Genomic DNA, 24,593 nt, shown 5'->3' with positions numbered 1-24,593 from the left:
ATCTTTTTTTATTTGAGCTGCGGCACCAGGCGTTCGAGCGCCTGCGACAGCTTGGGCAGCGAGGCCGCGTAGCAGAGCCGGATACGGCCCTCGCCGGCCGGGCCGAAAGCGATGCCCGGCGCCAGGCCGACCTGGGCGTTGCGCGCCAGGTCGATGCAGGTCTGCAGGCTGTCGGTCATGCCGTCGAGCGCGAAGAAGGCATAGAAGGCGCCTTCCGGCTTGGCCAGCCGCACGCGCGGCAGCGGCGCCAGCGCCTGGTAGACCATGTCGGCGGCACGGCCGTAACGCTCGACCAGGCCTTCGATATAGCTGTCGCCCTCGTTCAGCGCCGACACGCCGCCCCACTGCACGAAGGTGGTGGGATGCGAGATGTTGAACTCGGTCATCTTCTCGACGGCGGCGCAGAGTCGCGGCGGCGCCACGATCCAGCCGAGCCGCCAGCCGGTCATCGACCAGCTCTTGGAAAACGAATTGACGATCACCACGGGATCTTCCGGCTGCGCCAGCGTGTAATAGCTCGGCGCGTGTTTCGCAGGCCCGTAGATGATGCGGCCGTAGACTTCGTCCGAGAGAATCCAGATGCCGCGTTCGCGGCAGAAATCTAGGATCGCCAGCAGTTCGGCCTCGCTCGCCACCCAACCGGTCGGATTGCCCGGGCTGTTGATCATGATCAGCCTGGTAGTCTCGTCGCAGGCATCGAACAGTTCATCAAGATCGAGCTTCCAGCGACCGTCGTCCTGGGCTTTCAGGAAGACGTCGCGCGGCGCGCCGCCCATCGCCGTGATCGCCGAACGGCCGTTGGGCCAGATCGGCCCCACCACCACGGCGCTGTCGCCGGGCTCGATCAGGCACTGGATGGTGATCATGATGGCGTTCATGCCCGAGGCGGTGACCACCATGCGGTCCGGCCCGATCTCGGTGCCGTAGCCGCGCTTCAGGTAATCGCTGATCGCCTGCAGCAGCGGGGCGATGCCGCGATTGGGTGCGTAGAAGGTCTCGCCCTTGTCCAGCGCGGCAGCGGCGCCCTTGCGCACAAACTCCGGCGTCGGCTCGTCGCCTTCGCCGAACCACAGCTTGATCATGTCGGGGATATCGGCCGAAGCGCGGGTGACAACGCGAATGCGGGAACCGGGCAGGTCGAGGATGGACTGGCAGATGGGAGCGTCGAGCATGATCACGTCTGTTTGGGGAGGCGGGAAAGCAGGAGGTCGATGATCTGATGGGAGGCGGCCTCGATATCGAGCCGGCCGGTCAGCACCGCATCGGCCAGCGTATCGAGTTCGCCGGCCGGCAGGTCGGTGAGGCCGCGGCGCAGGCGGTCGAGCACCAGATTCTGCAGCAGGCGGCGGGTGCGGGCGCGCGGATCGGGCCGCTTGCGCCGGCCGATGGCGGCGATGGCGTCGGCGAGTTCGGCGATACCCTTGCCGGTCGTGGCGCTGGTCTGCAACACCGGCACGGGAGCGGAACCACGCTGCGCGGTCATGGCGGCAAGCTGGCGGGCGGAGCGTTCGGCCAGGGGCAGGTCGGATTTGTTGACCACCAGCACATCGGCGATTTCGAGGATGCCGGCCTTGATCGCCTGCACGTCGTCGCCTAGGCCCGGCGCATTGACCACCACGCGCACATCGGCGATTTCGGCGATCTCGACTTCCGACTGGCCGGTGCCGACGGTTTCCACCACCACCACGTCGCGGCCCGAGGCATCGAAGACATCGATCACCCGCGCCGCCGTGCGAGAGAGCCCGCCGAGATGGCCGCGGCTGGCCAGGCTGCGGATGAAGACGCCGGGATCGGCGGCATGCTGGCTCATGCGGATGCGGTCGCCCAGGATGGCGCCGCCGGTGAGCGGCGAGGACGGATCGACGGCGACGACACCGACGCTCTGGCTGCGCTGGCGCAGCTCGCCGACATAGGCCGAGACCAGGGTGGACTTGCCGGCACCCGGCGCGCCGGTGAAGCCGACCACCAGGGCATGGCCGAGCCGGCCGCGGATCGCCTGCAATACCAGACGGGCATCGGCGGTCTCGTTTTCAACCGCCGTGATCGCCCGGGCGAGCGCGGCCCGGTCGCCGGCCAGCAGGGCCGGCAGCCAGTCCGGGACGGCCTCGGGCACCGCCCCGGGAGCGTCTTCTGGCGCGGCTGATTCGGCGGGCTTTTGCATCGCTGCACCATACGCGGTATGTAGACGGCCGAACAACAGCCCGAAGGCCTGACAAGCACAATGTCCGCCCCGCTCCCGTCACCCTCCACGCTCGCGCCCCGCGCCTACGGCCCGGTCAACTGGCTCGGCCTGTGGACGCTGTATGTCAAGGAAGTGCAACGCTTCCTCAAGGTGATCACGCAGACCGTGCTGGCGCCGATGGTGACGACGCTGCTGTTCTTCGCCGTCTTCGCGCTGGCGCTCGGCGGTGCCGTGCGCCATGTCGCCGGCCTGCCCTTCGTGGATTTCCTGGCGCCGGGCCTGATCATGATGGCCACGACGCAGAATGCCTTCGCCAACACCTCCTCCTCGATCATGATTTCCAAGGTGCAGGGCAATATCGTCGACGTGCTGATGCCGCCGATCAGCCCGGGCGAGTTGCTGGTCGCCTATGCGCTGGCCGGCGTGACGCGCGGCCTGCTGGTGGCGCTGGCGGTGGCGCTGGCGATCTGGCCCTTTGCCGCCATCCACCTGCATGACGCGGCGGCGGCGCTGTATTTCGTGCTGGCCGGCTCGCTGATCCTCAGCCTGATCGGCATTCTCGCCGGGCTGTGGAGCCAGAAATTCGACCATATGGCGGCGGTGACCAATTTCGTCGTCACGCCGCTCGCGTTTCTCTCCGGCACCTTCTACTCGGTGCAGCAGCTGCCGCCCTTCTGGTATGCCGCCGCCCATGCCAACCCGTTTTTCTTCATGATCGACGGCTTCCGCTATGGCCTAACCGGCCATACCGACGGCGACGTGCTGCTCGGCGGCAGCGTGCTGGGCCTGGTGGCGCTGGGCCTGTGGGTGGCCTGCTACCTGCTGCTGAAACGCGGCTATCGCCTGCGGCCATAAGCCGGATTTGAGCCGGACTGGGCCATTTTCGGCCCAGGACGGGCCAATCGCCCGCCAATCCGCTGCCAGGCAGGGCCAGTTCGGGGCCAGTGCGAGCCAACGCGAGCCAATCTGAGCCAACGCGAGCCAATTCCAGCCAACCGGGACCAATGCGGGCGCCCGAGTACCGGTCTTAAAGCCGAACCGGTCTCTAAGGCCATCCGGGCTTTCAGGACATCCCCCGGGCGTCCGGCTGCGCGACACGTGCCAGCGCCCGGAGCGGGTGGCCGGCAAGCGGAACATTAAGGGTACATCGGGCCGGGAAAAAGTCAATGTCCATGGCCGCGCGGCGGCGGCCGGAGGTCCGGCGCTTACTGCGCCGGCTTGCGCAGCGGCAGCACCAGCAGCAGGCCGCTGCCGAGCAGGGCCGCCCCGGCCAGCACGGCCGAGACACGGTCGTTATCGGCGATGGCAAACACCGCCACGGCGGCGGCGGTCAGCCCGACCAGAACGATCCGCCAGGTGCCCGGTTGCGCCGGCGTGATTTTCGGAAACTGCATGCGACGTCTTCCCCTCGCGCGCACGCTGACTGCAGCGGCGCATCCTGCCTGCGCGCAGCATAGCGAGGACGACAAAAATTTGGGATCGAAATTAGCAGTCACCGATGTCGCAGGACGGCTGACGGCAAAGCTGCGCTGATTGCTACATGACCTTCTTCATGGCCGCATACTGGCCATTGGCCCTGACCGTCACCGTCACATCAGTGCGGGTGCGGTTGCGCCAGAACCAGCCGTGATTGCCATCGAAAGCGGCGGTGAAGCTGCCTTCATCCTTCGCCACGCCGCGACCCTTCTTGTAGCTGGTCTCCTTGCCGGAACCGTCGCCGTGCAGGTCGTAATTGACGTCACCCGTGGCCGACCACGAATAGCTGACTGTGGCGCCCTGCTTCATTGCCAGCTTGATCTCGGTGCCCTGGCCCGGCTTCAGCGTCACGGACATTTCGTCGCTGCGCGCTACGACCGGCGCGGCCTGGGCGTGCGCGGTGCCGACGAACAGGGCGACAATGGCGCTGCCGATGCCGGAGCGGCGATCCAGCAGAAGCTCCTGATCCCGTCGCCGGTCTTCCTCGGCTTCCTTCGCCAGTTGCTGCTTGATCTCGCCCATTTCGGCGAGGCCCAGCACGCGACCGATGCCGGTGGGATCGATGGCGTATTCGGCAGGCAGCACGATGGTCACCAATATGGCGGCGGCGGCCAGAATGGCGATAACGGTGGAGCGGATCAGCTGCGCGGTCGACGGCAGTTCGGCGCGGGTCGGCAGGTCGGAGTTATACATCGATGGCTCCTCTATGATCAGGACATGAAATAGCCGGTCAGCTGATAGCCGACCAGTACGAAGCCCGCCGTCATCATCACGACATTGGCGGTATAGGCATGGTGCAGGAAGCTGGGCGTGCGCCGCCAGAAACCCATGACAATCAGGATCGCCGCCAGCGCCAGCAACTGGCCGACTTCGACTCCGACGTTGAAAGCCAGCAGATTCGGCAGCAGGCCATCGGGCGCGATGTCATAGTCGATGATCTTGGAGGCCAGGCCGAAGCCGTGGAACAGGCCGAAAACCAGTGTGGCCAGTTTCGTGTCGGGCTGGACGCCGAACCAGCGCTGGAAAGCGCCGAGATTGTCCAGCGCCTTGTAGACGATGGAGCCGCCGATGATGGCGTCGATCAGGTAGCTGTTGATGCCGAAATCGAAATAGACGCCCAGCAGCATCGTGGCGGAATGGCCGAGCGCGAACAGGCTGACATAAATGGCGATATGCTTCATCCGGTAGAGGAAGAAGATCACGCCGAGCAGGAACAGGATGTGGTCGTAGCCGGTGACCATATGCTTGGCGCCGAGATACATGAACGGCAGCAGCAGAACCCCGCTGACTTCCTGGATATAGCCCTTGTCGCCCTCGGCCACGGCATGGGCGAGTGCCGGCGGCGCCCATCCGATAAGCCATGCCGCCAGCGCGGCCAGAGCGATACCAAGATTGCGCATATCTGCCTGTCTCCGTGCTGGCTTGCCGTATCCTCCCCGGGGGGATATCATACCCCACATGAGCGAGCAACACCTGCACACCACCCATCCCGCGATCGCCAAGCGCCTGAAGCGCGCCGAAGGCCATCTGCGCAGCATCACCGCCATGATCGAGGACGGGCGCAACTGCCTCGATATCGCGCAGCAGCTGCACGCGGTGGAGAAGGCCATATCGCAGGCGAAGAAGACCCTGATCCAGGATCACATCGACCACTGCCTGGAGCAGGCCGCAGGTGCGCAGCCGAAACAGCGGCAAAGCTCGATCCGAGAATTCAAGGACATCACCAAATACCTGTAGCGAGGCAAAGGATGCAGGCCGCCGCCCGGCACTGGACTGGCATCGGGTTTGCCCTGGGCGCGGCGGCCCTGTTCGGCGCCAGCACGCCTCTGGCGAAATCGCTGCTCGGCGATGTATCGCCCTGGCTGATGGCCGGTCTGCTCTATCTCGGCGTCGGCCTTGGCCTCGGCGCGATCCGTACTGTCGCCCGCATGAAAGGCGGCGAGCGCCGGGAGGCGCCCCTGCGGCGGCGCGATGCCGGCTGGCTCGCGGCCGTGATCCTGTTCGGCGGTGTCGCCGGGCCGGTGCTGCTGATGCTGGGACTGAGCGCCACGCCGGCCTCCACTGCGGCGCTTCTGCTCAATCTGGAAGGCCTGGCAACGCTTGCCATCGCCTGGATCGTCTACCGCGAGAATGTCGATCTGAAAATCGGCCTGGGCGCGGCGGCGATTCTGGCCGGGGCGGTGGTCTTAAGCTGGGATGGCGGCGGGATCGGCTTCGACACGGGCATCGTTGCGATCATCATGGCCTGCCTCTGCTGGGGGATCGACAACAACCTGACCCGCAAACTGTCCTCGGCCGATCCGGTGCAGATCGCCATGCTGAAGGGCTTGGTGGCCGGCGGTGTGAATATCGCCCTGAGCCAGTGGCAGGGCGCGACCTTCCCCTCGTGGCCGATGGCCGCCGGGGCGATGGCGCTGGGCTTTCTGGGCTACGGCGTCAGCCTGGTGCTGTTCATCTATGGCCTGCGTCATCTCGGCGCGGCGCGCACCGGCGCGTATTTCTCGCTGGCGCCCTTTATCGGCGCCGCCATCGCGGTGCTGGCTTTCGGCGAGCCGGCCTCCGGCCGGCTTGGCATTGCGGCAATCCTGATGGGGATCGGACTGTATCTGCATCTGGCCGAACGGCACGACCACGATCATGTCCATGAGGAACTGGTGCATGAACATGCCCACCGGCATGACGAGCACCATCGGCACGAGCATACGCCGGACGATCCGCCCGGCGAGTCGCATGTGCATGTCCATCGGCATGCCCGGCTGATCCACCGTCATCCGCATTACCCGGATATCCATCATCACCACCGCCACGGCTAGCGCCTGCCGTCAGGCTTCGCTGGTGCGCGCTACGCGTTCCTCATAGGCCGTGCAGAGCACGATTTTCCAGCCATCCGCGAAGCGATGGAGCGTGTAGCCGGTGCGAAACCGCCAGGGCGCAAGACCCTCGCGACGCGCGACCGTCCAGACCAGATTCGCCACCGCATTATCCGCGCCCTGCAGCAACAGCTCCGCGAGACTGCAGGACGCGCCGGCATAGCCGCCGTCGCGATACAACGCGACCAGCGCCACCATATTGGCGAGGATATCCTCCGGTCGCGTCCAGACCCGCGGCGCGCCATCGATCAGCATGCCCGGCACGGCGAAATGCGCCGCGATGGCGGCAGCATCGAGCCGGTCGAAGGCCGCGCGGTAGCTGTCGAAGAAAGCCTGTAGTTCAGAATTCATGAGAGCCCCGTCATGCCACGCTTAGTAAAACTAAGAAACTCGTGGATGCTCGGGTCAAGCCCGAGCATGACGATTATTTCTCGTGCAAGCAGAGACGGTGATTGCAGCCCCTATAAAACCCGTCATCCTCGGGCTTGACCCGAGGATCCATCGCATCTCACCGCGAGAGATGACCCACCGGGCCTGCCGTGAACATCCGTGTTCGTTCTGCCTGAGATCCTCGGGACAAGCCCAAGGATGACGAGTATGGGATTGGGATGTGGGCATGCCGCACGCTCTCTTCGTCATGGCCGGGCTTGTCCCGGCCATCCACGCCTAGTTGTCGCGTGAAAAAGAAACTCGTGGATGCCCGGGCCCAGGAATGCTTCTTGGCCGGGCATGACAGCAGTGTTTTAACCGACCAGCAGCTTCTCCAGCGCCGCGCGGATGCGCGGCGGGATCGGCACCGGCTTCTGCACGCCGCGCTCGACAAACACATGCACGAAATGCCCGGTGGCGGCGGGATGCGGGTCATTGGCGCGGAACAGCGCGATCTCGTGGCGCGCCGAGGAATTGCCGAGTTTCGTGGTGCGAAGCCAGCCTTCCACCGTTTCGGGATAATTCAGCGACTTGTGGAAGCGGCAGCCGCTTTCCGCCAGCAGGCCGATGACCGGATCGCCGACCATGTCGAGGCCGCCGAAGCGGATCATGTAGTCGTTCACCAGCGTGTCGAAATACGCGTAATACTGCACGTTGTTAACATGCTGGTAGACGTCGATATCCGACAGCCGGGTGGGAATCAGCAGGCTGTGGCGGTAGTTGTCGCGCGTCTCGGTGCGCGGATCTTTCGCATCGCTCATAGGGCCTGCTCGTAGATTTTCAGGGCGTCGTCGTAACCGACCTCGCGCGGGTTGTTGACCAGCAGGCGCTGCTGATTCATCGCGTCCTTCGCCAGCATCGGCAGGTGATTGTGGCTGATGCCGACTTGGGCGAGGCGCTTTTCCAGCTTCACATCGTCGATGATCGCTTCCAGTTCGGCCAGCAATGCACCGGCGCCCGTCGATGGCGTGCTGAAACTCTTACCAGGAAGGAGGATCGGCGCCAGTTCGGCATACTGGCCGGCGGCGGTTTCGACCTCCAGGTTGAAGCGCAGCACATGCGGCAGCATCAGCGCATTCGACAGGCCATGCGGCACATGGAAATGTCCGCCCACGGGATAGGCCAGCGCATGTACCGCCGCCACCGGCGCATTAGCGAAGGCCATGCCGGCCAGCATGGCGCCGAGCAACATCTCGGACCGCGCCGCGCGGTCCTTCGCGCCTTCGGCCGAGCACACCGTGCGGATGTTTTTCGACAGGAGCCGCAGCGCCTCGCGGCCCAGCGCATCCGACATCGCGTTCTTCTTGTGCTTCGAGGTATAGGCCTCGATGGCATGCACCATGGCATCCACGCCGGTGGCCGCCGTGACGGAGCGCGGCAGGCCGAGCGTGAGATCGGCATCGAGCAGGGCGATGTCGGGCAGCAGCAGCGGTGAGACCACGCCCTTCTTCTCAGATTCACCTGTCGTGATGATGGCGATGCCGGTGACTTCCGAGCCGGTGCCGGCCGTGGTGGGCACCTGGATCAGCGGCAGGCGTTTGCCGCGCGCATTGCCGACACCATAAACCTCGCTGAGCTGCTGCGTGGCGACGGGGAGGAAGGCGACCAGCTTGGCGATATCCATCGACGAGCCGCCGCCGAAGCCGATCACGCCGTCGGCTTTGAAGTCCTTCGCCACTTTGACGGCCTCATGCACCAGCTTTTCCGGCGGGTCGGCCTCGGTGCGGTCGTAGATGGTGACACTGATCCCGGCGGCCTTCAGGCTGTCCAGCCCGGCCTGCGGCAGGCCGAGTTTCATCACGCCCGGATCGGTGACCAGCACCACGCGGCTGGCGCCCAGGTCGGCCATCAGGGCGCCCAGTTTGGCGCTGGCGCCCGGCTCGCAATAGACCCGCCGCGTGGTCTCGAAGCTCAAGCTGGTCATGGCGGGCCCTCCGGTAATAGTTGAGTGTTTTCCTGACACTAGCCCGAGCCCCGGGGCCCTGCCAGCCCCGGGACGGCCTGCCCCGACGGCAGCCACGACCGGCCCGCCCAGTATCTCTCCGGCAACCCTCTGGCAACCAATGTCCCCCTACATTCGCTGAATTGACACAAGGCCTTATCGACCCTTAGAGTCCGGGCTTACCGCCAGCCCGGCCGCGTAAAACCCGGGGCTGGCTTCATTATTTTCTGGGCCCGGACCTGTTCTTCATTCCGAAGACTGGCCGGACCCTTTTGACCCAAGGAGAGATGTCGTGAGCGAAGCATTGATGTCGACCTACGCGAGGCAGGACCTTGCGTTCGAGCGGGGCGAGGGTTCCTACCTCTACACCGCCGACGGTCGACGTTATCTCGACTTCGGCTCCGGCATCGCCGTCACCGCGCTCGGCCACAGCCATCCCCATCTGGTGAAGGCGATCCAGGAGCAGGCGGCCAAACTGTGGCACACCTCCAACCTGTTCCGTATCCCGGAGCAGGAGAAACTGGCCCAGCGGCTGGTCGACCACTCGTTTGCCGACAAGGCCTTCTTCTGCAACTCGGGCGCCGAGGCCAATGAAGGCGCCGTGAAGGTGGCGCGCAAGTATTTCGCCTCGAAGGGCAAGCCGGAGAAATTCCGCATCATCACCTTCGAGGGCGCCTTCCATGGCCGCACGCTGGCCATGCTGGCGGCGACCAACAACGCCAAGTATCTGGACGGCTTCGGCCCCAAGGTGGAAGGCTTCGACCAGGTCGCCTTCGACCTGAAAGCGGCGAAAGCGGCGATCACGCCGGAAACCGCCGCCTTCATGATCGAGCCGATCCAGGGCGAGAGCGGCATCCGCAGCGTGCCGACCGAGATGCTGCGCGGCCTGCGCCAGCTCTGCGACGAAAACGACATGCTGCTGATCCTGGACGAGGTGCAGACCGGCATGGGCCGCACCGGCAAGCTGTTCGCCTATGAATGGTCGGGCATCACGCCGGATATCATGTCGCTGGCCAAGGGGCTGGGCGGCGGCTTCCCGGTCGGCGCCGTGCTGGCCACCAAGGAGGCCTGCTCCGGCATCGTGCCGGGCACCCATGGCACCACCTTTGGCGGCAACATCCTGGCGATGACGGCCGGCAATGCCGTGCTCGATGTCATGCTGGAAGACGGCTTCTTCGACGGCGTGCAGAAGCGCAGCTCGTATTTCATGCAGCAGCTGGTGATGCTGAAGGACCGCTATCCCGAGGTGATCGAGGATGTGCGCGGCCAGGGTTTCCTGACGGCGATCAAGACCAAGCCGCTGAACACCGACTTCCAGGCCGCCATGCGCGACGAGCATATCCTCGGCGTCACCGCCGGCGACAATACCGTGCGCCTGATTCCGCCGCTGACCATGCCGGAAAAGGATCTGGTGGAAGGCATCCGCCGGCTGGAAGCCGCCTGCCAGAAGCTGCAGGACAAGGCGAAAGTCGCGGCATGATGAACCGCAACGGCATTCGCCATTTCCTCGATCTCGACCAGTTCGCGCCGGACACCCTGCGCGGCATCCTCAGCCATGCCATGCGCATGAAGGCCGGCCGCAAGGGCCTGCCCAAGGGCACCGTGGAAAAGGACCGGCCGGGCCGCGACCGGATTCTGGCGATGATCTTCGAGAAGCCCTCGACCCGCACCCGGCTCTCCTTCGACAGCGCCATGCGCCAGCTCGGCGGCGAGACCATCGTGGTGCGCGCCGACGAGCTGCAGATCGGCCGCGGCGAAAGCATCGCCGATACCGCCAAGATCCTGTCGGGCAATGTCGACGCCATCATGATGCGCACCAGCAAGGCGCAGAACCTGCGCGAGCTGGCGGCCAACGCCTCCGTGCCGGTGATCAACGGCCTGACCGACGACAGCCATCCCTGCCAGGTGATGGCCGATGTGATGACGTTTGAGGAAAAGCTCGGCCCGATCAAAGGCCAGAAGCTGGCCTGGGTCGGCGACGGCAACAACATGGCCACCTCGCTGATCCATGCCGCCGTGCAGTTCGGCTTCCGCCTCGACCTCGCCTGCCCGCCGGAGCTGCAGCCCGATCCCAAGGTGCTGAAATGGGCCGCCGAGCGGCAGGGCCAGATCCGCGTCACCAGCGATCCGGTCGAAGCGGTGAAGGATGCTGCCTGCGTCATCACCGACACCTGGGTGTCGATGGGCATGAAGGACGCCGAGCGCCGCCACAAGATCCTGGCGCCGTTCCAGGTCAATGCCGAACTGATGCGCAAGGCGGCGCCGAATGCCATCTTCATGCACTGCCTGCCCGCCCATCGCGGCGAGGAGGTGACCGCCGAGGTGATCGACGGGCCGCAGTCGGTGGTGTTCGACGAGGCGGAAAACCGCCTGCATGCGCAGAAGGCGATCCTGGCCTGGTGTTTCGGCGCCTAGTGTCGAAACCCCCGCGCCGGATTATAGTGGGCCCGTGAGTACGCTTTCCCTTCACGACGACCTGTCGCTGCCCTTCCAGATCGAGCAGTGCGATACGCGCGGCCGCCTGGTGCGGCTGGGCCCGGCGCTCGACCGCATGCTGGCGCGCCACGCCTATCCCGAACCGGTGGCGCATCTGCTGGCCGAGGCCACCGCGCTGGTCGCCACCATGGCCAGCGCGCTGAAATTCGACGGCATCTTCTCGGTGCAGGCCAAGGGCGACGGCCCGGTGTCGACCCTGGTGGTGGATTACCGCACGCCGGGCCATCTGCGCGGTTATGCCAGTTTCGATGCCGGGCGGCTGGACGGGCTGGAACTCGGCCCGGGCTCGGACCGCGCCCTGGTGCCGCTGCTGCTCGGCAAGGGCTATCTCGCCTTCACCATCGACCCGCAGGGGCCGGACATGGAGCGCTACCAGGGCATCGTCGATCTGTCCGGCGCCACGCTGGCGGAAGCGGCGCATGCCTATTTCGCCCAGTCGGAACAGCTCAATGCCCGCGTCGTGCTGGGGGCGGCCCATCGCAAGGGCGCCGACGGCCGCAAACACTGGCGCGCCGGCGGCATCCTGCTGCAGCAGTTGCCGCAGCAGCCGGGCGGACTGTCGGCGGAGGACAGAACCTTCGCCTGGGAAAAGGTGACCGCCCTGCTCGGCACGGCGAAAGCCGACGAGCTGACCGATCCGGGCCTGACCCAGAACGAGCTGCTGTTCCGCCTGTTCCACGAGGATGGCGTGCGGGTGTTCGAGACGGCCGCGCTGCAGGACCGCTGCACCTGCTCGCAGGAGAAGGTGCGCGGCATCCTCGCCACCTTCAGTCCCGACGAAATCACCGATATGACGACCCCGGACGGCCTGATCACCGTGACCTGCCAGTTCTGCAGCGACAGTTACAGTTTCCCGGCCGAGGCGATCAGCGCCGAGGCCCGGAATTAGGGTTCGGGGCGAAAAACCGGGCGATGCCGCGGCCAGGCTGCGCTGACGAACCCCGCGCCCGAACGTTCTGCTTGGCAAGTCCATCCCCGTTCATCAGCCCGCAGCCGTCCTCCGCACCCTGTGCGTCCGGGTGTAACGGTCCCGCTGTTGTCATGGGTGGGCCTTGAATTTGCCCCAATTCGCCGCCTATTAGAGGGCGGAAAACAAGGAGAAACGACCCATGCGCAGCCGCCTCGCCTCCCTGCTCGCCGTCCTCGGCCTCTCGCTCGCCGTCGCCGCCTGTTCGGGCCCGATGGAAAAGTCGATCCTGCCGGAGATCACCTTCGCCGATCAGCCCAAGCTGACCTTCGCCGCCAGCTCGGTCGAGACCATCCTGGAATACCAGCCGACAGCGCAGCCGCCGCATATCGAACTGGCGATCCCGCAGCCGCCGGCGAGCGTCGCCACCCGCTGGACCCGCGACCGCATCGCGCTGGACATGAGCCAGCAGAACCGCGTCACCGTTGTCATCCGGAAGGCCGGCGTCACCGAGGTCGACCTGAAGAAGACGCCGGGCCTGCGCGGCAGCTTCACCGAGGACCAGGTCGCCCGCTTCGATACCGAGGTGGAAATGGCGGTCGAGGTGCGCGATGCCCGCGGCTTCCGCGTCGGCGAGGCCACGGCGTCGGCCCGCCGCTCCAACTCGATGGGCGAGAAGGCGACGCTGAACGACCGCGACCGCCTGATCCATGCCCTGGTGCGCGAAACCATGATGGACGTCAATCGCGAGCTGGAGCGCAACATCCGCCAGTATATGCCGCTTTACGTCCGGTAAGGCCCGGCCGGTAAGCTGTTGATCGCGCTCCGTTCGTATACGAACGGAGCGCTCCCGACGCACATGGTGCCCTGCCGCAAGGTCATTCTTTAGGCAGCAGTTTTCGACCCGGTCGAGGTTTGTCTCCGCCGGGTCGATCTGCTAGAGAGAGCCCAAAGAGCCTCAACTCTGACCACTCCTGCCGGGAAGCGGAAACGCCTGTCATGCCAACGCCGAAAAAGCGCCCCCTGGTGATCGTGACCCGCAAGCTGCCGGATCCGATCGAAACCCGGATGATGGAGCTGTTCGACACAAGGCTGAACATCGCCGACAAGCCGATGAGCCAGGCCGAGCTGATCGATGCGGTGAAGACCGCCGATGTACTGGTGCCGACGATCACCGATCACGTCGATGGCGCCGTGCTGGCCCATGCCGGCCCCAATTTCCGCCTGATCGCCAATTTCGGCACCGGTGTCGACCATATCGACCTGGCCGCCGCCCGCGGGCGCGGCATCACCGTGACCAACACGCCGGGCGTGCTGACCGAAGACACCGCCGACATGACCATGGCGCTGATCCTGGCCGTGCCGCGCCGCCTGGTGGCTGGCGCGCTGGCGCTGCGCGAGGGCAAGTTCGAAGGCTGGTCACCGACCTGGATGCTGGGCCAGCGCATCTGGGGCAAGCGGCTCGGCATCATCGGCATGGGCCGCATCGGCCAGGCGGTGGCGCGGCGCGCCAAGGCTTTCGGCCTGTCGATCCACTACCACAACCGCAAGCGCGTGCATGAGAGCGTGGAGCAGGAGCTGGAGGCGACCTACTGGGAAAGCCTCGACCAGATGCTCGCCCGCATGGACATCATCTCGGTGAACTGCCCGCATACCCCGGCCACCTTCCACCTGCTGTCGGCGCGCCGGCTCGACCTGCTGCCGCCGCATGCCTATGTGGTGAACACCGCGCGCGGCGAGATCATCGACGAGAACGCCCTGGTGCGGAAACTGCGCAAGGGCGAAATCGCCGGCGCCGGGCTGGATGTGTTCGAGCATGAACCGGCGGTCAACCCCAAGCTGCTGGAGCTCGACAATGTCGTGCTGCTGCCGCATATGGGCTCGGCCACGCTGGAAGGCCGCATCGACATGGGCGAGAAGGTGCTGATCAACATCAAGACCTTCGCCGACGGCCATGCCCCGCCCGACCGGGTGATTCAGGGCCTGCTCTAGGATCGCACTGTTTTTGGGCGGAGTCGTTCGCCGGCAGGTCTGGCCGGGCGTCAGCCTGATCTACCGGAGCGGGCTGTAGTGGCGGGATGCGGAAATTTCCATTCCCAGTTGCCCGTCGCCTGCGCCATACTCCGGGCCAACCGACTGCCGATCCCGGATGACCGCCATTAGCCCTTACGCGCCCTGCCCGCCCCGCTTCAACGAGCTGCTGGACTCGCATAACCGTTTCGTCTCCTCGCTGGGCAGCCAGGTGCCGATGGGCCGCCGGCTGCAATGCGAGCGCATCGATTTCGGCGCCATCAAGCTGATGAAGCAGAACCTGCACCGCGCCTCGCTGCCGATGTGCAAGCTCAGCTGCGCCGACCTGCGCGAAAGCAATTTCGTCGAGGCCGAGATGATGGCCTGCGACATGAGCGCCGCCGACCTGACATCGGCGAATTTCGCCAAGGCCGATCTGCGTGGCGCTGATTTGAGCCGGGCGGTGCTGACCAACACGCGCTTCAACGATGCCCAGCTCGGGCCGTATCAATCCTCGCGCGACGAGTTCGGCGTCGCCACCAAGCTGCATTCGGCCAGGATCAAGGGCGCCAGCTTCTCGGGCGCCATGCTGAACGAGGCCGCCTTCGACAAGGCCAATCTGCAGGACACGTCGTTTGCCTATGCGCGGCTGGAGAATGTGAGTTTCCGCGGCGCCGACCTGCGTGGCGCCAGCTTCGCCAAGGCCGATCTCGGCTCCGGCATGGCCGAAATGATCGAATCCGCCGGCGGCAAGGTCGAGCGGCCGATGAGCGTGGCCAACCTGGCCGAAGCCATCGCCCAGCATCTGGAGTGGATCCACAGCGACGGCCGCCGCGGCAGCCGTGCCGTGCTGCGCGGCCTCAATCTCGCCGGCGGCCGCTTTGTCGGCGCCGACCTGAGCGGCGCCGACCTGAGCGAGACCAACCTGGCCGGCGCCGACCTCTCCGGCGCCAAGCTGATCTGCACCGATCTGCGCGGCGCCAACCTGAGCCGCGCCGTGCTGGAAAAAACCGATTTCCGCGGCGCCATGCTGGACGGCTGCTTCGGCTTCATGCCGAGCGGGAGTCTTTAAACGGGCCGCCGTCACCCCGGGCTTGACCCGGGGTCCCATTCAAAAAAAGAAAATGGAATCTCTGCCCGTCGCGCTTTGCGCGACAATACATGCATGGCGGCAAAGCCGCCGGGCGCGGGGATGACACGACAATTGAAAAACAGAAAACCGTCACCCTCGGATTTAGTCCGAGGGTCCATCTGCGTGTTCCGATGCGCGGATGGTGCAAATGGACCCTGGGGACAAGCCCCAGGGTGACATCTGTGTTTGTGTGTTAGCGCGTTACGCGATCGCCTTCAGCTCGTTGACGCCGGCGAGGTCGACGCTGACCAGCGTGGAGACGCCGCGTTCGGCCATGGTGACGCCGAACAGGCGGTCCATGCGCGCCATGGTGATCGGATGGTGGGTCACCACCACGAAGCGCGTGCCCTCGCCGATGCTGGAGGTCTGGCGCGCCATCGCTTCCATCAGGTTGCACAGGCGCTCGACATTGGCGTCGTCGAGCGGCGCGTCCACTTCGTCCAGCACGCAGATCGGCGCCGGGTTGGTGAGGAAGACGGCGAACAGCAATGACAGCGCGGTGAGCGCCTGCTCGCCGCCCGAGAGCAGCGACATCACCTGCAGCCGCTTGCCCGGCGGCGAAGCATAGATTTCCAGGCCGGCCTGCAGCGGATCATCGCTTTCCACCAGCTGAAGGTGCGCCTTGCCGCCGCCGAACACCTCGACGAACAGCTTCTGGAAGTGACTGTCGACCTTCTGGAAGGCCTCCAGCAGGCGCTCGCGGCCTTCCTTGTTGAGCGAGGTGATGCCCTGGCGCAGCTTTTCGATGGCCGAGACCAGATCGGTCTGCTCGGTGCTGAGCGCCGTGAGCTTCTCCTCCACCTCGTTGGCTTCCAGCTCGGCGCGCAGGTTCACCGGACCCATATTGTCGCGTTCCTTGCGCAGGCGTTCGAGGCGGTTCTCGACCACATGCAGCTCGGGGAATTCCTCGTCGTCTTCGACTTCGCCGGCCTTGAGCACGGCATCGAGCGTGCAGTCGAGCACCTCGCGCACGCGGATCGCCAGCTCGTCCAGGCTGACGCGCTGATGCTCCAGGTCGCTTTCGGCCTTGACGCGGGCTTCGCGGCCGGTGCCGAGCAGCTGTTCGATCTCGCGCGCGGTTTTCGCGGCGAGCTGCTGCGCCGCCTCGGCATTGGCGAGGTGATCGGCGGCTTCCCGGCGCGCGGTTTCGGCGACCGAAATCTGCTCGAGCAGGGCGCTGCGGCGGCTTTCGATCTCGCGCGGAATCTGTTCCAGCTTTTCCAGTTCGGCACTCGCCTCGGCCTGGCGGGCGCCAAGCTGGGCGAGCTGCTGGCTGGCGCTTTCGTTGCGCGCATTGGCGGCGCGACGCTCGATCACGATGGCGTCCAGGCGACGGGCGCGGGCCTGGGCATCGAGGCGCAACTGTTCCAGCGCGGCGCGGCGCTCGACCAGCACCTGGCGCAGCGCATTCACCTCGTCGCGCAGCATACCGATCAGCTGGCGCACCTCGTCTTCCGCCGGCATGGCGGCCAGGGCGGCCTCTTCGGCGCTGCGGGCCTGTTCGGCCTCGGCGATCTCACTGCCGGTCTGCTGCTTCTGCTCGGCCAGGGCGGCCAGCCGCGACTGGCGCTCGGCTTCCTTGCGCACCATCTCGGCCTGGCGGTCGCGCGCCTGGCCCAGTTCGCGATCGGCGCGGGCGATATCCTGGTTGGCGCGTTCGCGCGCCGCATGGCGCTCGCGTTCGGTGGCGGCGATCGCCCCCGTCGCATGCTCGCGCGCCGTGTTGCGGTCGCGTTCGGCGGCGACGACGCCCTGGTTGGCGCGATCGCGCGCGGCCTGGCGCTCGCGCTCGGCGGTCTGCACCACCGCGCTGGCCTGATCGCGGGCCTCGGCGGCGGCGCGCTCGGCGGCCTGCACGATGCCGCTGGCGGCTGAGCGGGCCTCGGCGCGGTTCTGCTCGGCGGTCTGCACCACATTGGCGGCCTGCTGGCGCGCGGCATTGCGGGTTTCTTCCGCCGCGGCGACGGCCTGGCGCGCGGCGCGTTCGGCGACGGCGGCCTCTTCGGTGGCGCGGCGGGCCTCTTCATAAGCGGCCTGCGCCTCGCGCAGACGGCCTTCCAGATCGCGCAGTTCCTCGCGCAGATCGGCGAGGCGGTTGCGCTGCTCCAGCTTGATCGACGCCGAGGTCGGCGCACCGGCCTTGACGGTGAAGCCGTCCCAGCGCCACAGCGCGCCGGACTTGGTCACCAGCCGCTGGCCGAGCTTCAGATCGGCGCGCAGGCGGGCGCCATCGGCATCATCGGCGACGAGGCCGATCTGGCTCAGGCGGCGCTGCAGGGCGGCGGCACCGGTGACGAATTTCGACAGCGGCTCGGCGCCGAAGGGCAGAGCCGGCGCATCGGTCAGCGGCGGCAGCGCATCCCAGTGCATCGGCGCATTCGGATCGGTGGCGGCATTCAGCTCGTCGGCCAGCGCGGCGCCGAGCGCCTTCTCGAAGCCGGGCTCCACCGTGACCTGGTCGATCAGCGGCGGAAAGAGATTGCTTTCGTCCAGCTTGAGCAGCTTGGTCAGGCCGGTCTCTTCCGCCTTCAGGCGGGTGAGTTCGCCCTGCGCGCCCTGCCAGGCCTCGCGGCTGGTCTGCTCGGCCTGCTGTTTCGCGGCCCGTGCGGCTTCGGCGGCCTCGACGCCGCCGCGGGCGGCGGCGATCTTCTCGGCATGCTCGGCCTCGACGGCATTCAGGCCGGCACGGGCGGCTTCGATCTTCTGCGCATGTTCGGCCTCGACGGCATTCAGCCCGCCGCGCGCGGCCTCGATTTTCTGCTCATGCTCGGCACCGGCCTGGGCCAGCGCGGCGCGGGCCGCGTCGATCTTCTGCGCATGCTCGGCCTCGACGGCCTCCAGCGCGGCGCGCGCGGTTTCGATCAGCCGGGCCTGTTCGGCCTCGACGGCTTCATAGGCCTGGCGCGCGGCATCGATCTTCGCCGCATGCTCGGCCTCGATGCCATCCAGCGCAGTGCGCACGGTTTCGACCGCAGCCTGTTTGGCCTCGACCTCGGCATTGGCGGTTTCGGCTTCGGCCAGCGCCTCGGTCTGCTCCTGCAGGCGCTGCTCTTCGGCGCTCAGCTCGGCAAGGCGGGCATTCAGCCGCTCCAGACGGCGGCCGGCATCCTCGATGGCCTGGCGCAGGCGGGCACGCTGGGCCTGCTCTTCCGCCGCACGGTCGGTCAGCGTGTCGAGTTCGGCCTGGCTGGCATCGACCCTGCCCTGCGCTTCGCTCACGCCGGCCTCGGCGGCGGTCTGGGCTTCGGCCTCGCCGGCGCGCTGGGCTTCCAGCTCCCCGGTCTCGGCGGCGAGCCGCGCCACGGTCTCTTCGGCATCCTGCGACAGCGCGCTTTCGCGCTCGGCATCGGAGCCAATCTGCGCCAGACGCGCGCGCACCTGCTCGGCGGCCTCCTGGGCACGGGCGGATTCCGCATCCAGGCCTTCGCGCGCCACCGTCAGGCGATGCAGGCGGGCGCCGGCCTCGGCCTCATGCTGGCGCAGCGGCGGCAGCGCCTCGGCGGCGACGCGCTCGGATTCATGCGCCTCGGAAACCTGCAGGGTGCGGTCGGCCACCTCGCGTTCGGCGGCCTGCAGGGCCTGCTCGGCCTCGGCCAGCGCATGTTTCAGCGCATCATGCTTGAGATGGAACAGGGTCGCTTCGGTCTTGCGGATCTGGCCGGCGATGTTGCGGTAGCGGCTGGCCTGGCGGGCCTGGCGCTTCAGGGACTGCAACTGGTTGTCGAGCTGGCCGATCACATCGACCACGCGTTCCAGATTCTGCTCGGCCGCCTTCAGCCGCAGTTCGGCCTCATGCCGGCGCGAATGCAGGCCGGAAATGCCGGCCGCTTCTTCGAGCAGCATGCGGCGGTCGGTCGGCTTGGCATTGATGATGGCGCCGACACGGCCCTGGCTGACCATGGCCGGCGAATTGGCGCCCGAGGCAAGATCGGCGAACAGCAGCTGCACGTCGCGCATGCGCACGTCATTGCCGTTGATCGAATAGTCCGAGCCCTTTTCGCGCTCGATCTTGCGCGTGATCTCGACCATTTCCTGTTCGTTGAAGGCGGCCGGGGCGGTGCGCGTGGCATTGTCCAGCGTCAGCGTCACTTCGGCGATATTGCGGGCCGGCCGCGTGGCCGTGCCCGCAAAGATCATGTCGTCCATGCCCGTGCCGCGCATGCGCTTGGCCGAGTTTTCGCCCATCACCCAGCGCAGCGCTTCCACCAGATTCGACTTGCCGCAGCCGTTCGGACCGACAATCCCGGTCAGGCCGGGATGGATGACGAAATCCGTCGGCTCGACGAAGGACTTGAAACCGGACAAGCGCAACTTGGTGAACTGCACGGGGACTCCCTTTCAATAACGCAGCGCGGCGATTACTTCGCCAGCGCGTCGAGTTTCTTGCGCATATCGTCGATGCTCGGCACGCCGGACTCGGCCTTGCCGTTGATGATCAGAGTCGGCGTCGAATTGACGTTGAACTTCTGATTGCCTTCGAGGCGCGAATTCAGGATGTAATCGCCGAGCGGCTTGTCGGCGAGGCATTTGTCGAACTGTTCGGCCGACACGCCGCCGAGGCGACCGATCTGGGTCAGCGCGGCTTTCGGATCGGGCGAGCCGGCCCACTGGCGCTGCTGCGCGAACAGCACGTTGAGATAGGTGTAATACTTTTCCGGGCCGCCGCAGCGCGCCAGCACGGCGCCGGCGAAGGCAAGCTGGTCGAGCGGGAAGTCGCGGAAGATCAGTTTGGCCTTGCCGGTATCGATATACTCGGTCTTCAGCGCCGGCAGCACGTCGGCATGGAAGGCCGCGCAATGCGGACAGGTGAGTGAGGCATATTCGATGATGGTGACGGGCGCCTCGGCCTTGCCGAGCACCATGTCCTGCAGACGCGGGTCGCCGCCTGCGGCGCCGGCCTGAGCCTGGACACCACCTGCGAAGAAACCACCGAAGACCAAAACCAGGGTCAGGACGAAACGCTGTATATATTTCATGGAGATGCTCCGACCCCCTACATCTTGGGGGCATTGTATGGTTGCAGGTCCGGCTGGCAACCGGACTCTGCCGTTATCCACAAGAATCTGGCGCGCTCAAGGCGCCTCAGCGACTCGCACCAAAAAGTGATTGCCCAAGATTCTCAAGGGCTTGTCGCAACTCGCGATCTTCGACTCCGGCCAGCAATTCTTCCAATCTGGCACGCTGCTCGGCATTCAGTGGCCGAATGCTCCGCTCCGGTTGCCGTACCGACTCGGGACGGCGGATCGGAGTCTGTTTCAGGCGCAGCTTCTCGACGGCGCGGAAACCGAAATAGCCGTTGACCTTGTCGATGATCAGCGGGCTGAGATGCTGCAGCTCAAGCGCGAAAGCCGGACTGACGCCGATCTCCAGCGTGGCGGCATGGCCGGCGCCCGAGGCATAGACCATTTTCTCGGGCTGGGTTTCCGCCGTCAGCAGCGGGCCGGCGATCTCGGCCCAGTGGTTGATGATCTCGGCCAGCGCCACGCCGCGCTGCTTCATGATCGGCCGGGTCAGGCGACCGAGCGAGACGCCGAGCGCCTTCGGTGCGTTGGTGCGCTGCGAGGGATCGCGCGGTTTTTTCGGTTCGGTCACGTCGCCACGACGGCGCGGATGACGGCAAGGCCGGCGAAGAGTCCGGCCACGGCAAGCACCGCCGAGCCGAGCATGTAGAGGCCCGCAGCCAGGAATTCACCGCGCTCATACAACAGCGCGGTTTCCAGCGAGAAGGCGGAAAAGGTGGTGAAGCCGCCGAGCAGGCCGGTGGTGAGGAACAGGCGCCACTGCTGCGGCAGGCCGCTTTTCAGGGCAAAATATTCCGCCACCAGCCCCATGACAAAGGAGCCGGCGATATTGATCGTCAGGGTGCCCCAGGGAAAGCCGGCGCCGATCAGGCGCATGGCGGCGAGATTGACGCCATGGCGCAGCGCCCCGCCGATGCCGGCGCCGAGAAAGACGATCAGGTAGCTCATGGCGCCCAGTTTAGCGCAGGGCGATTTAATAGCCCACCGCTTCGCTGAGGCGCTCGTAGCGCGGCCCCTGCAGCCGGTAGATATAGGCCTGCCGGGTGCCCTGGCGGCCGCCATCGGCAAAGGCCTGCAGGGTGCCGCCGAACAGGTCGCGCCAGCCGCGGATGCTGGCCACCGCCCGGGTCAGACGCGCCAGGCCGGTTTCGCCCTCGGCGCGGTCGAGCGTCAGCACGGCCAGATCGGCGATGGTGGCGCCGTAGATCGCGCCGGCATTCGGCTCGACATTGAAGCGGGTCTTGTAGGCATCCATCCAGGCCACCACCTCGGCCGAGGCCGTGGCGCGGTCCGGCAGCGCAATGGACGACACGCTGTACAGGCCCTGGGTGGCGCCGCCCGGCGCCTGCGCCAGCAGGTAGTCATGCGTGGTGGAGGGACCGAGGAAGGCGACGTCGGTCCAGCCCGTGGTTTTCGCCACCGCCATCGGCAGGATGGTGTCGCGCAGCAGGGTGGCGAGCACGACCAGGTCGCAGCCGCTGCCGCGCAGGCGCGCCACCGGCGCGGTGAAATCGGTGTCGGTGGGGCGATGCGTGACCACGGCTCTGGTGGTCTGGCCATGCTGCGCCAGCTGGTCGCGCACGGCCTGCTGCACCTCCTCACCGTAATCGGTGCCCTGCGCCAGCACGCAGACGGCGCGCTTGCCCTGGGTCTCCACCATCCATTTCACGCCGGCGCGGATCTGGTCGTAATAGAGCGAGCCGGAAATCCAGCTGATCGAATCGGCGGCCTGCACCAGCTCGCGATTGGCGGCCATCGGAAACAGGTTGGCCCGGCCGGCGGCGCGCAGCTGCGGCTGCACCGCCTGCACCTGCGCGGTGCCGAGCGAGCCGACGAAAACCTGCGCGCGATCGTATTTGATCAACTTGGCTGCCGCCTGCACCGCGCGCGGGACCTGGAACTGATGATCCTCGACCACCAGCCGCAGCCGGCGGCCGCGGATGCCGCCGGCGGCATTCACCGCATCGAAGCGCAGCCGCATCGCATTGACCACGGCATGGCCGTAGACCGCGGCCGGGCCGGACAGGTCGGTGAGCGTACCGATGACGATGTCGGATTTGTCCGCAGCGAAGGACGGGGTCGGCAGGGCCAGGCCGATCAGGCCGGACAATGCCGCTGCAAGCAGGTGGCGCCGCATGAGCTTCTCCCAATGAAGGCGGGCACAAGGTGGCGCAGGCGGCACCGGCAATGCAAGCGGCACGACGTGGCAGGAAGCGAATCTCGATGCTAGTGTTCGGCCCATGCACAAACCCCGCGCCAGGACACCGGATATCGCCTCATTGGTGTTGGCCTGGTATGACCGGCACCATCGCAGATTGCCCTGGCGCAGCCCGCCCGGCACGCCGCCGCCCGAACCCTATCGGGTCTGGCTCAGCGAGGTCATGCTGCAGCAGACCACCGTGCCGGCAGTGAAGCCGTATTTCGAGACATTCCTCAGCCGGTGGCCGAGCGTGCATGACCTCGCCGCCGCGCCGGTGGAACAGGTGATGGAGGCCTGGGCCGGGCTCGGCTACTACGCACGGGCCCGCAACCTGCATAAATGCGCGAAAGCCGTGAGCGAACAGCATGGCGGCATATTCCCCGCCAGCGAAGCCGGCCTGCTGGCGCTGCCCGGCATCGGGCCCTATACGGCAGCCGCCATCGCCGCCATCGCCTTTGACGAACCGGCTGCCGTGCTGGACGGCAATATCGAACGTGTGCTGGCACGGGTTTTCGCGGTCGAAACGCCGCTGCCGCAGGCGCGGACTGAGCTGCGCAAACTGGCGGCACAGGTCACGCCGCAAAAACGCCCCGGCGACTTCGCGCAAGCCATGATGGATCTCGGCGCGACGGTCTGCACGCCGAAATCGCCCGACTGCCTGCTCTGTCCGCTGCAGGCGCGCTGTGAAGCCTTCAAACGCGGCATCGCCGCCGAGCTGCCGCGCAAGGCGGCAAAAGCCGCACGGCCGGTGCGCCATACCATCGCCTTCCTGCTGCAGCGCGCCGAGGACGGCGCCGTGCTGCTGCGGCGCCGGCCGCCGCAGGGCCTGCTCGGCGGCATGCTGGAAGTGCCCAGCGCGCCGTGGCGCGAGACGCCCTGGGCGAGCGCCGAAGCGCTGGCGCACGCCCCCGCGACACTCGACTGGCTGCCGCTGAACGGCGCGGCCGCGCATGTGTTCACGCATTTCGAGCTGAGGATCGCCGCCCTGCTCGGCCGCATCGACGCGCGCAGCGCCGGCAGGCTGGACGGGGTATGGCAGCAGCCGCAGGAGGCGGCTTTGCCCACCGTGATGAAAAAGATGCTCGGCCTGCTGCCAGGCGATGACGAAATCAGATCGACGAAAAATCGCCGTGGCGGCCGAGCCCGCTCTTGAAGCGGGCGGCGCCGGCGATCGATTCCTGCGCGATGATCGGCAGGCCGGCCGAAGCCTCGTCATGCAGCGCGGCATCGAGCGACATGTCCCACTGGCGATAGCTGGAATGACGGTCGGCCAGCATGCAGGCCTGCGGGAAGCGGCTGATCTCTTCCGCCAGCGCCTCGGCGGCGATGCGCGCCTGCCCCGTCGGCACCACACGATTGGCCAGGCCGATCTGCAAGGCTTCCTGGGCATCGACTGCACGACCGGTCAGGATCATGTCGAGCGCACGGCTGTGGCCGATCAATCTCGGCAGACGCACCGTGCCGCCATCGATCAGCGGCACGCCCCAGCGCCGGCAGAACACGCCGAACGTGGCATCGGCCTCGGCCACGCGCAGGTCGCTCCACAGCGCCAGTTCCAGTCCGCCGGCCACGGCATAGCCGGACACGGCGGCGATCACCGGCTTGGACATCATCAGGCGTGTTGGCCCCATCGGGCCTTCCGATTCAGGCGAGACATCGTTGCGCTGGTCGCCATCGGCCACCGCCTTGAGATCGGCGCCGGCGCAGAAATGTCCGCCCGCGCCCCAGAGCACGGCCACCTTCGCCGCATCGTCGGCATCGAAATCCTTGAAGGCCTGGCGCAGCGCATCGGCAGTCGGCCGGTCGACCGCATTGCGCGCCTGCGGCCGGTCGAGAATCACCGTGGTGATCGCGCCGCGCTTTTCCACATGCACCGCCATGGCGCTGCCCTCCCTGTTTCTATGATCTTGAGCGATGGCCACAGGCTG

The 24,593-nt window shown here is 66.6% G+C and carries 24 protein-coding genes; 10 read left to right on the top strand and 14 right to left on the bottom strand.

Going from position 1 to position 24,593, the window contains the following annotated elements:
- Positions 1-8: 8 nt before the first annotated feature.
- The gene (locus tag OJJ21_RS19740) at positions 9-1,172 is read right to left on the bottom strand and encodes a pyridoxal phosphate-dependent aminotransferase (protein WP_297689073.1); all 1,164 of its coding nucleotides are present in this window, start codon (positions 1,170-1,172) and stop codon (positions 9-11) included.
- 2 nt (positions 1,173-1,174) lie between these two features.
- Positions 1,175-2,161, bottom strand: coding sequence for a methylmalonyl Co-A mutase-associated GTPase MeaB (meaB, locus tag OJJ21_RS19735; RefSeq protein ID WP_297689072.1), 987 nt, complete (start codon positions 2,159-2,161; stop codon positions 1,175-1,177).
- A 60-nt stretch (positions 2,162-2,221) separates the two neighbouring features.
- Here meaB and OJJ21_RS19730 point away from each other — a divergent pair, with 60 nt between their 5' ends.
- A complete protein-coding gene (locus OJJ21_RS19730; protein WP_297689071.1) occupies positions 2,222-3,037 on the top strand; it encodes an ABC transporter permease in 816 nt (271 codons plus the stop codon).
- A 350-nt stretch (positions 3,038-3,387) separates the two neighbouring features.
- On the opposite strand, the gene OJJ21_RS19725 is transcribed toward OJJ21_RS19730, so the two are convergent.
- The 3 genes from OJJ21_RS19725 to OJJ21_RS19715 all read right to left on the bottom strand — a co-directional run bounded on the left by OJJ21_RS19725 (position 3,388) and on the right by OJJ21_RS19715 (position 5,058).
- Positions 3,388-3,576, bottom strand: coding sequence for a hypothetical protein (locus tag OJJ21_RS19725; RefSeq protein WP_297689070.1), 189 nt, complete (start codon positions 3,574-3,576; stop codon positions 3,388-3,390).
- Between the two features lie 142 nt (positions 3,577-3,718).
- Positions 3,719-4,351 carry a transmembrane anchor protein gene (locus OJJ21_RS19720; RefSeq protein WP_297689068.1) on the bottom strand — a complete coding sequence of 211 codons (633 nt, stop codon included), beginning with the start codon at positions 4,349-4,351 and terminating at the stop codon, positions 3,719-3,721.
- 17 nt (positions 4,352-4,368) lie between these two features.
- Positions 4,369-5,058 carry a HupE/UreJ family protein gene (locus OJJ21_RS19715; RefSeq protein ID WP_297689066.1) on the bottom strand — a complete coding sequence of 230 codons (690 nt, stop codon included), beginning with the start codon at positions 5,056-5,058 and terminating at the stop codon, positions 4,369-4,371.
- 58 nt (positions 5,059-5,116) lie between these two features.
- Between OJJ21_RS19715 and OJJ21_RS19710 the strand changes: the two genes are divergently transcribed.
- Both OJJ21_RS19710 and OJJ21_RS19705 read left to right on the top strand, forming a co-directional pair.
- Positions 5,117-5,395, top strand: a complete 279-nt coding sequence (locus OJJ21_RS19710; RefSeq protein ID WP_297689064.1) for a metal-sensing transcriptional repressor — start codon at positions 5,117-5,119, stop codon at positions 5,393-5,395.
- A gap of 11 nt (positions 5,396-5,406) precedes the next feature.
- Positions 5,407-6,471 (top strand): DMT family transporter, encoded by a 1,065-nt coding sequence (locus OJJ21_RS19705; protein WP_297689062.1) that lies wholly within the window; start codon positions 5,407-5,409, stop codon positions 6,469-6,471.
- Between the two features lie 9 nt (positions 6,472-6,480).
- Here OJJ21_RS19705 and OJJ21_RS19700 read toward each other — a convergent pair whose 3' ends face one another.
- The 3 genes from OJJ21_RS19700 to OJJ21_RS19690 all read right to left on the bottom strand — a co-directional run bounded on the left by OJJ21_RS19700 (position 6,481) and on the right by OJJ21_RS19690 (position 8,881).
- Complete coding sequence (locus tag OJJ21_RS19700; RefSeq protein ID WP_297689060.1) at positions 6,481-6,879, bottom strand: hypothetical protein; 399 nt, start codon at positions 6,877-6,879, stop codon at positions 6,481-6,483.
- A 392-nt stretch (positions 6,880-7,271) separates the two neighbouring features.
- Positions 7,272-7,718: a thioesterase family protein gene (locus OJJ21_RS19695; protein ID WP_297689059.1), complete on the bottom strand. Its 447-nt coding sequence runs from the start codon at positions 7,716-7,718 to the stop codon at positions 7,272-7,274.
- Positions 7,715-8,881 carry an iron-containing alcohol dehydrogenase gene (locus OJJ21_RS19690; protein ID WP_297689057.1) on the bottom strand — a complete coding sequence of 389 codons (1,167 nt, stop codon included), beginning with the start codon at positions 8,879-8,881 and terminating at the stop codon, positions 7,715-7,717. The genes OJJ21_RS19695 and OJJ21_RS19690 overlap by 4 nt, the downstream gene beginning before the upstream one ends.
- A 310-nt stretch (positions 8,882-9,191) precedes the next feature.
- On the opposite strand from OJJ21_RS19690, the gene OJJ21_RS19685 reads away from it, so the two are divergent.
- The 6 genes from OJJ21_RS19685 to OJJ21_RS19660 all read left to right on the top strand — a co-directional run bounded on the left by OJJ21_RS19685 (position 9,192) and on the right by OJJ21_RS19660 (position 15,384).
- Positions 9,192-10,379, top strand: coding sequence for an aspartate aminotransferase family protein (locus OJJ21_RS19685; RefSeq protein ID WP_297689056.1), 1,188 nt, complete (start codon positions 9,192-9,194; stop codon positions 10,377-10,379).
- A complete protein-coding gene (argF, locus tag OJJ21_RS19680; protein WP_297689054.1) occupies positions 10,376-11,314 on the top strand; it encodes an ornithine carbamoyltransferase in 939 nt (312 codons plus the stop codon). The genes OJJ21_RS19685 and argF overlap by 4 nt, the downstream gene beginning before the upstream one ends.
- A gap of 34 nt (positions 11,315-11,348) precedes the next feature.
- Complete coding sequence (locus OJJ21_RS19675; RefSeq protein WP_297689052.1) at positions 11,349-12,284, top strand: Hsp33 family molecular chaperone; 936 nt, start codon at positions 11,349-11,351, stop codon at positions 12,282-12,284.
- Between the two features lie 220 nt (positions 12,285-12,504).
- Positions 12,505-13,098, top strand: a complete 594-nt coding sequence (locus tag OJJ21_RS19670; protein ID WP_297689051.1) for a hypothetical protein — start codon at positions 12,505-12,507, stop codon at positions 13,096-13,098.
- Positions 13,099-13,301: 203 nt separating this feature from the next.
- A complete protein-coding gene (locus OJJ21_RS19665; RefSeq protein ID WP_297689049.1) occupies positions 13,302-14,294 on the top strand; it encodes a D-glycerate dehydrogenase in 993 nt (330 codons plus the stop codon).
- Positions 14,295-14,451: 157 nt separating this feature from the next.
- On the top strand, positions 14,452-15,384 hold the full coding sequence (locus OJJ21_RS19660) for a pentapeptide repeat-containing protein (RefSeq protein WP_297689047.1): 933 nt from the start codon (positions 14,452-14,454) through the stop codon (positions 15,382-15,384).
- Positions 15,385-15,645: 261 nt separating this feature from the next.
- Here OJJ21_RS19660 and OJJ21_RS19655 read toward each other — a convergent pair whose 3' ends face one another.
- From OJJ21_RS19655 to OJJ21_RS19635, 5 genes are all read right to left on the bottom strand, one after another.
- The gene (locus OJJ21_RS19655) at positions 15,646-19,770 is read right to left on the bottom strand and encodes an AAA family ATPase (protein ID WP_297689045.1); all 4,125 of its coding nucleotides are present in this window, start codon (positions 19,768-19,770) and stop codon (positions 15,646-15,648) included.
- Positions 19,771-19,802: 32 nt separating this feature from the next.
- Positions 19,803-20,420 (bottom strand): DsbA family protein, encoded by a 618-nt coding sequence (locus OJJ21_RS19650; RefSeq protein ID WP_297689043.1) that lies wholly within the window; start codon positions 20,418-20,420, stop codon positions 19,803-19,805.
- A 106-nt stretch (positions 20,421-20,526) separates the two neighbouring features.
- Positions 20,527-21,036, bottom strand: a complete 510-nt coding sequence (locus tag OJJ21_RS19645; RefSeq protein ID WP_297689042.1) for a DciA family protein — start codon at positions 21,034-21,036, stop codon at positions 20,527-20,529.
- Entirely contained in the window at positions 21,033-21,413 is a 381-nt protein-coding gene (crcB, locus tag OJJ21_RS19640; RefSeq protein ID WP_297689039.1) for a fluoride efflux transporter CrcB, read from the bottom strand. Before crcB ends, OJJ21_RS19645 begins: the two co-directional genes overlap by 4 nt.
- Before the next feature lie 25 nt (positions 21,414-21,438).
- Complete coding sequence (locus OJJ21_RS19635; protein ID WP_297689037.1) at positions 21,439-22,602, bottom strand: ABC transporter substrate-binding protein; 1,164 nt, start codon at positions 22,600-22,602, stop codon at positions 21,439-21,441.
- A 103-nt stretch (positions 22,603-22,705) separates the two neighbouring features.
- Here OJJ21_RS19635 and mutY point away from each other — a divergent pair, with 103 nt between their 5' ends.
- The gene (gene mutY, locus OJJ21_RS19630; RefSeq protein WP_297689034.1) at positions 22,706-23,818 is read left to right on the top strand and encodes an A/G-specific adenine glycosylase; all 1,113 of its coding nucleotides are present in this window, start codon (positions 22,706-22,708) and stop codon (positions 23,816-23,818) included.
- Here the strand turns inward: mutY and OJJ21_RS19625 are convergent.
- On the bottom strand, positions 23,775-24,545 hold the full coding sequence (locus OJJ21_RS19625) for a crotonase/enoyl-CoA hydratase family protein (RefSeq protein WP_297689032.1): 771 nt from the start codon (positions 24,543-24,545) through the stop codon (positions 23,775-23,777). The two genes, mutY and OJJ21_RS19625, sit on opposite strands and share 44 nt — an antisense overlap.
- Positions 24,546-24,593 lie beyond the last annotated feature (48 nt).

The organism is Ferrovibrio sp., assembly GCF_025869515.1.
GTDB lineage: Bacteria > Pseudomonadota > Alphaproteobacteria > Ferrovibrionales > Ferrovibrionaceae > Ferrovibrio.
This window is presented reverse-complemented; position numbering and strand designations above follow the sequence as displayed.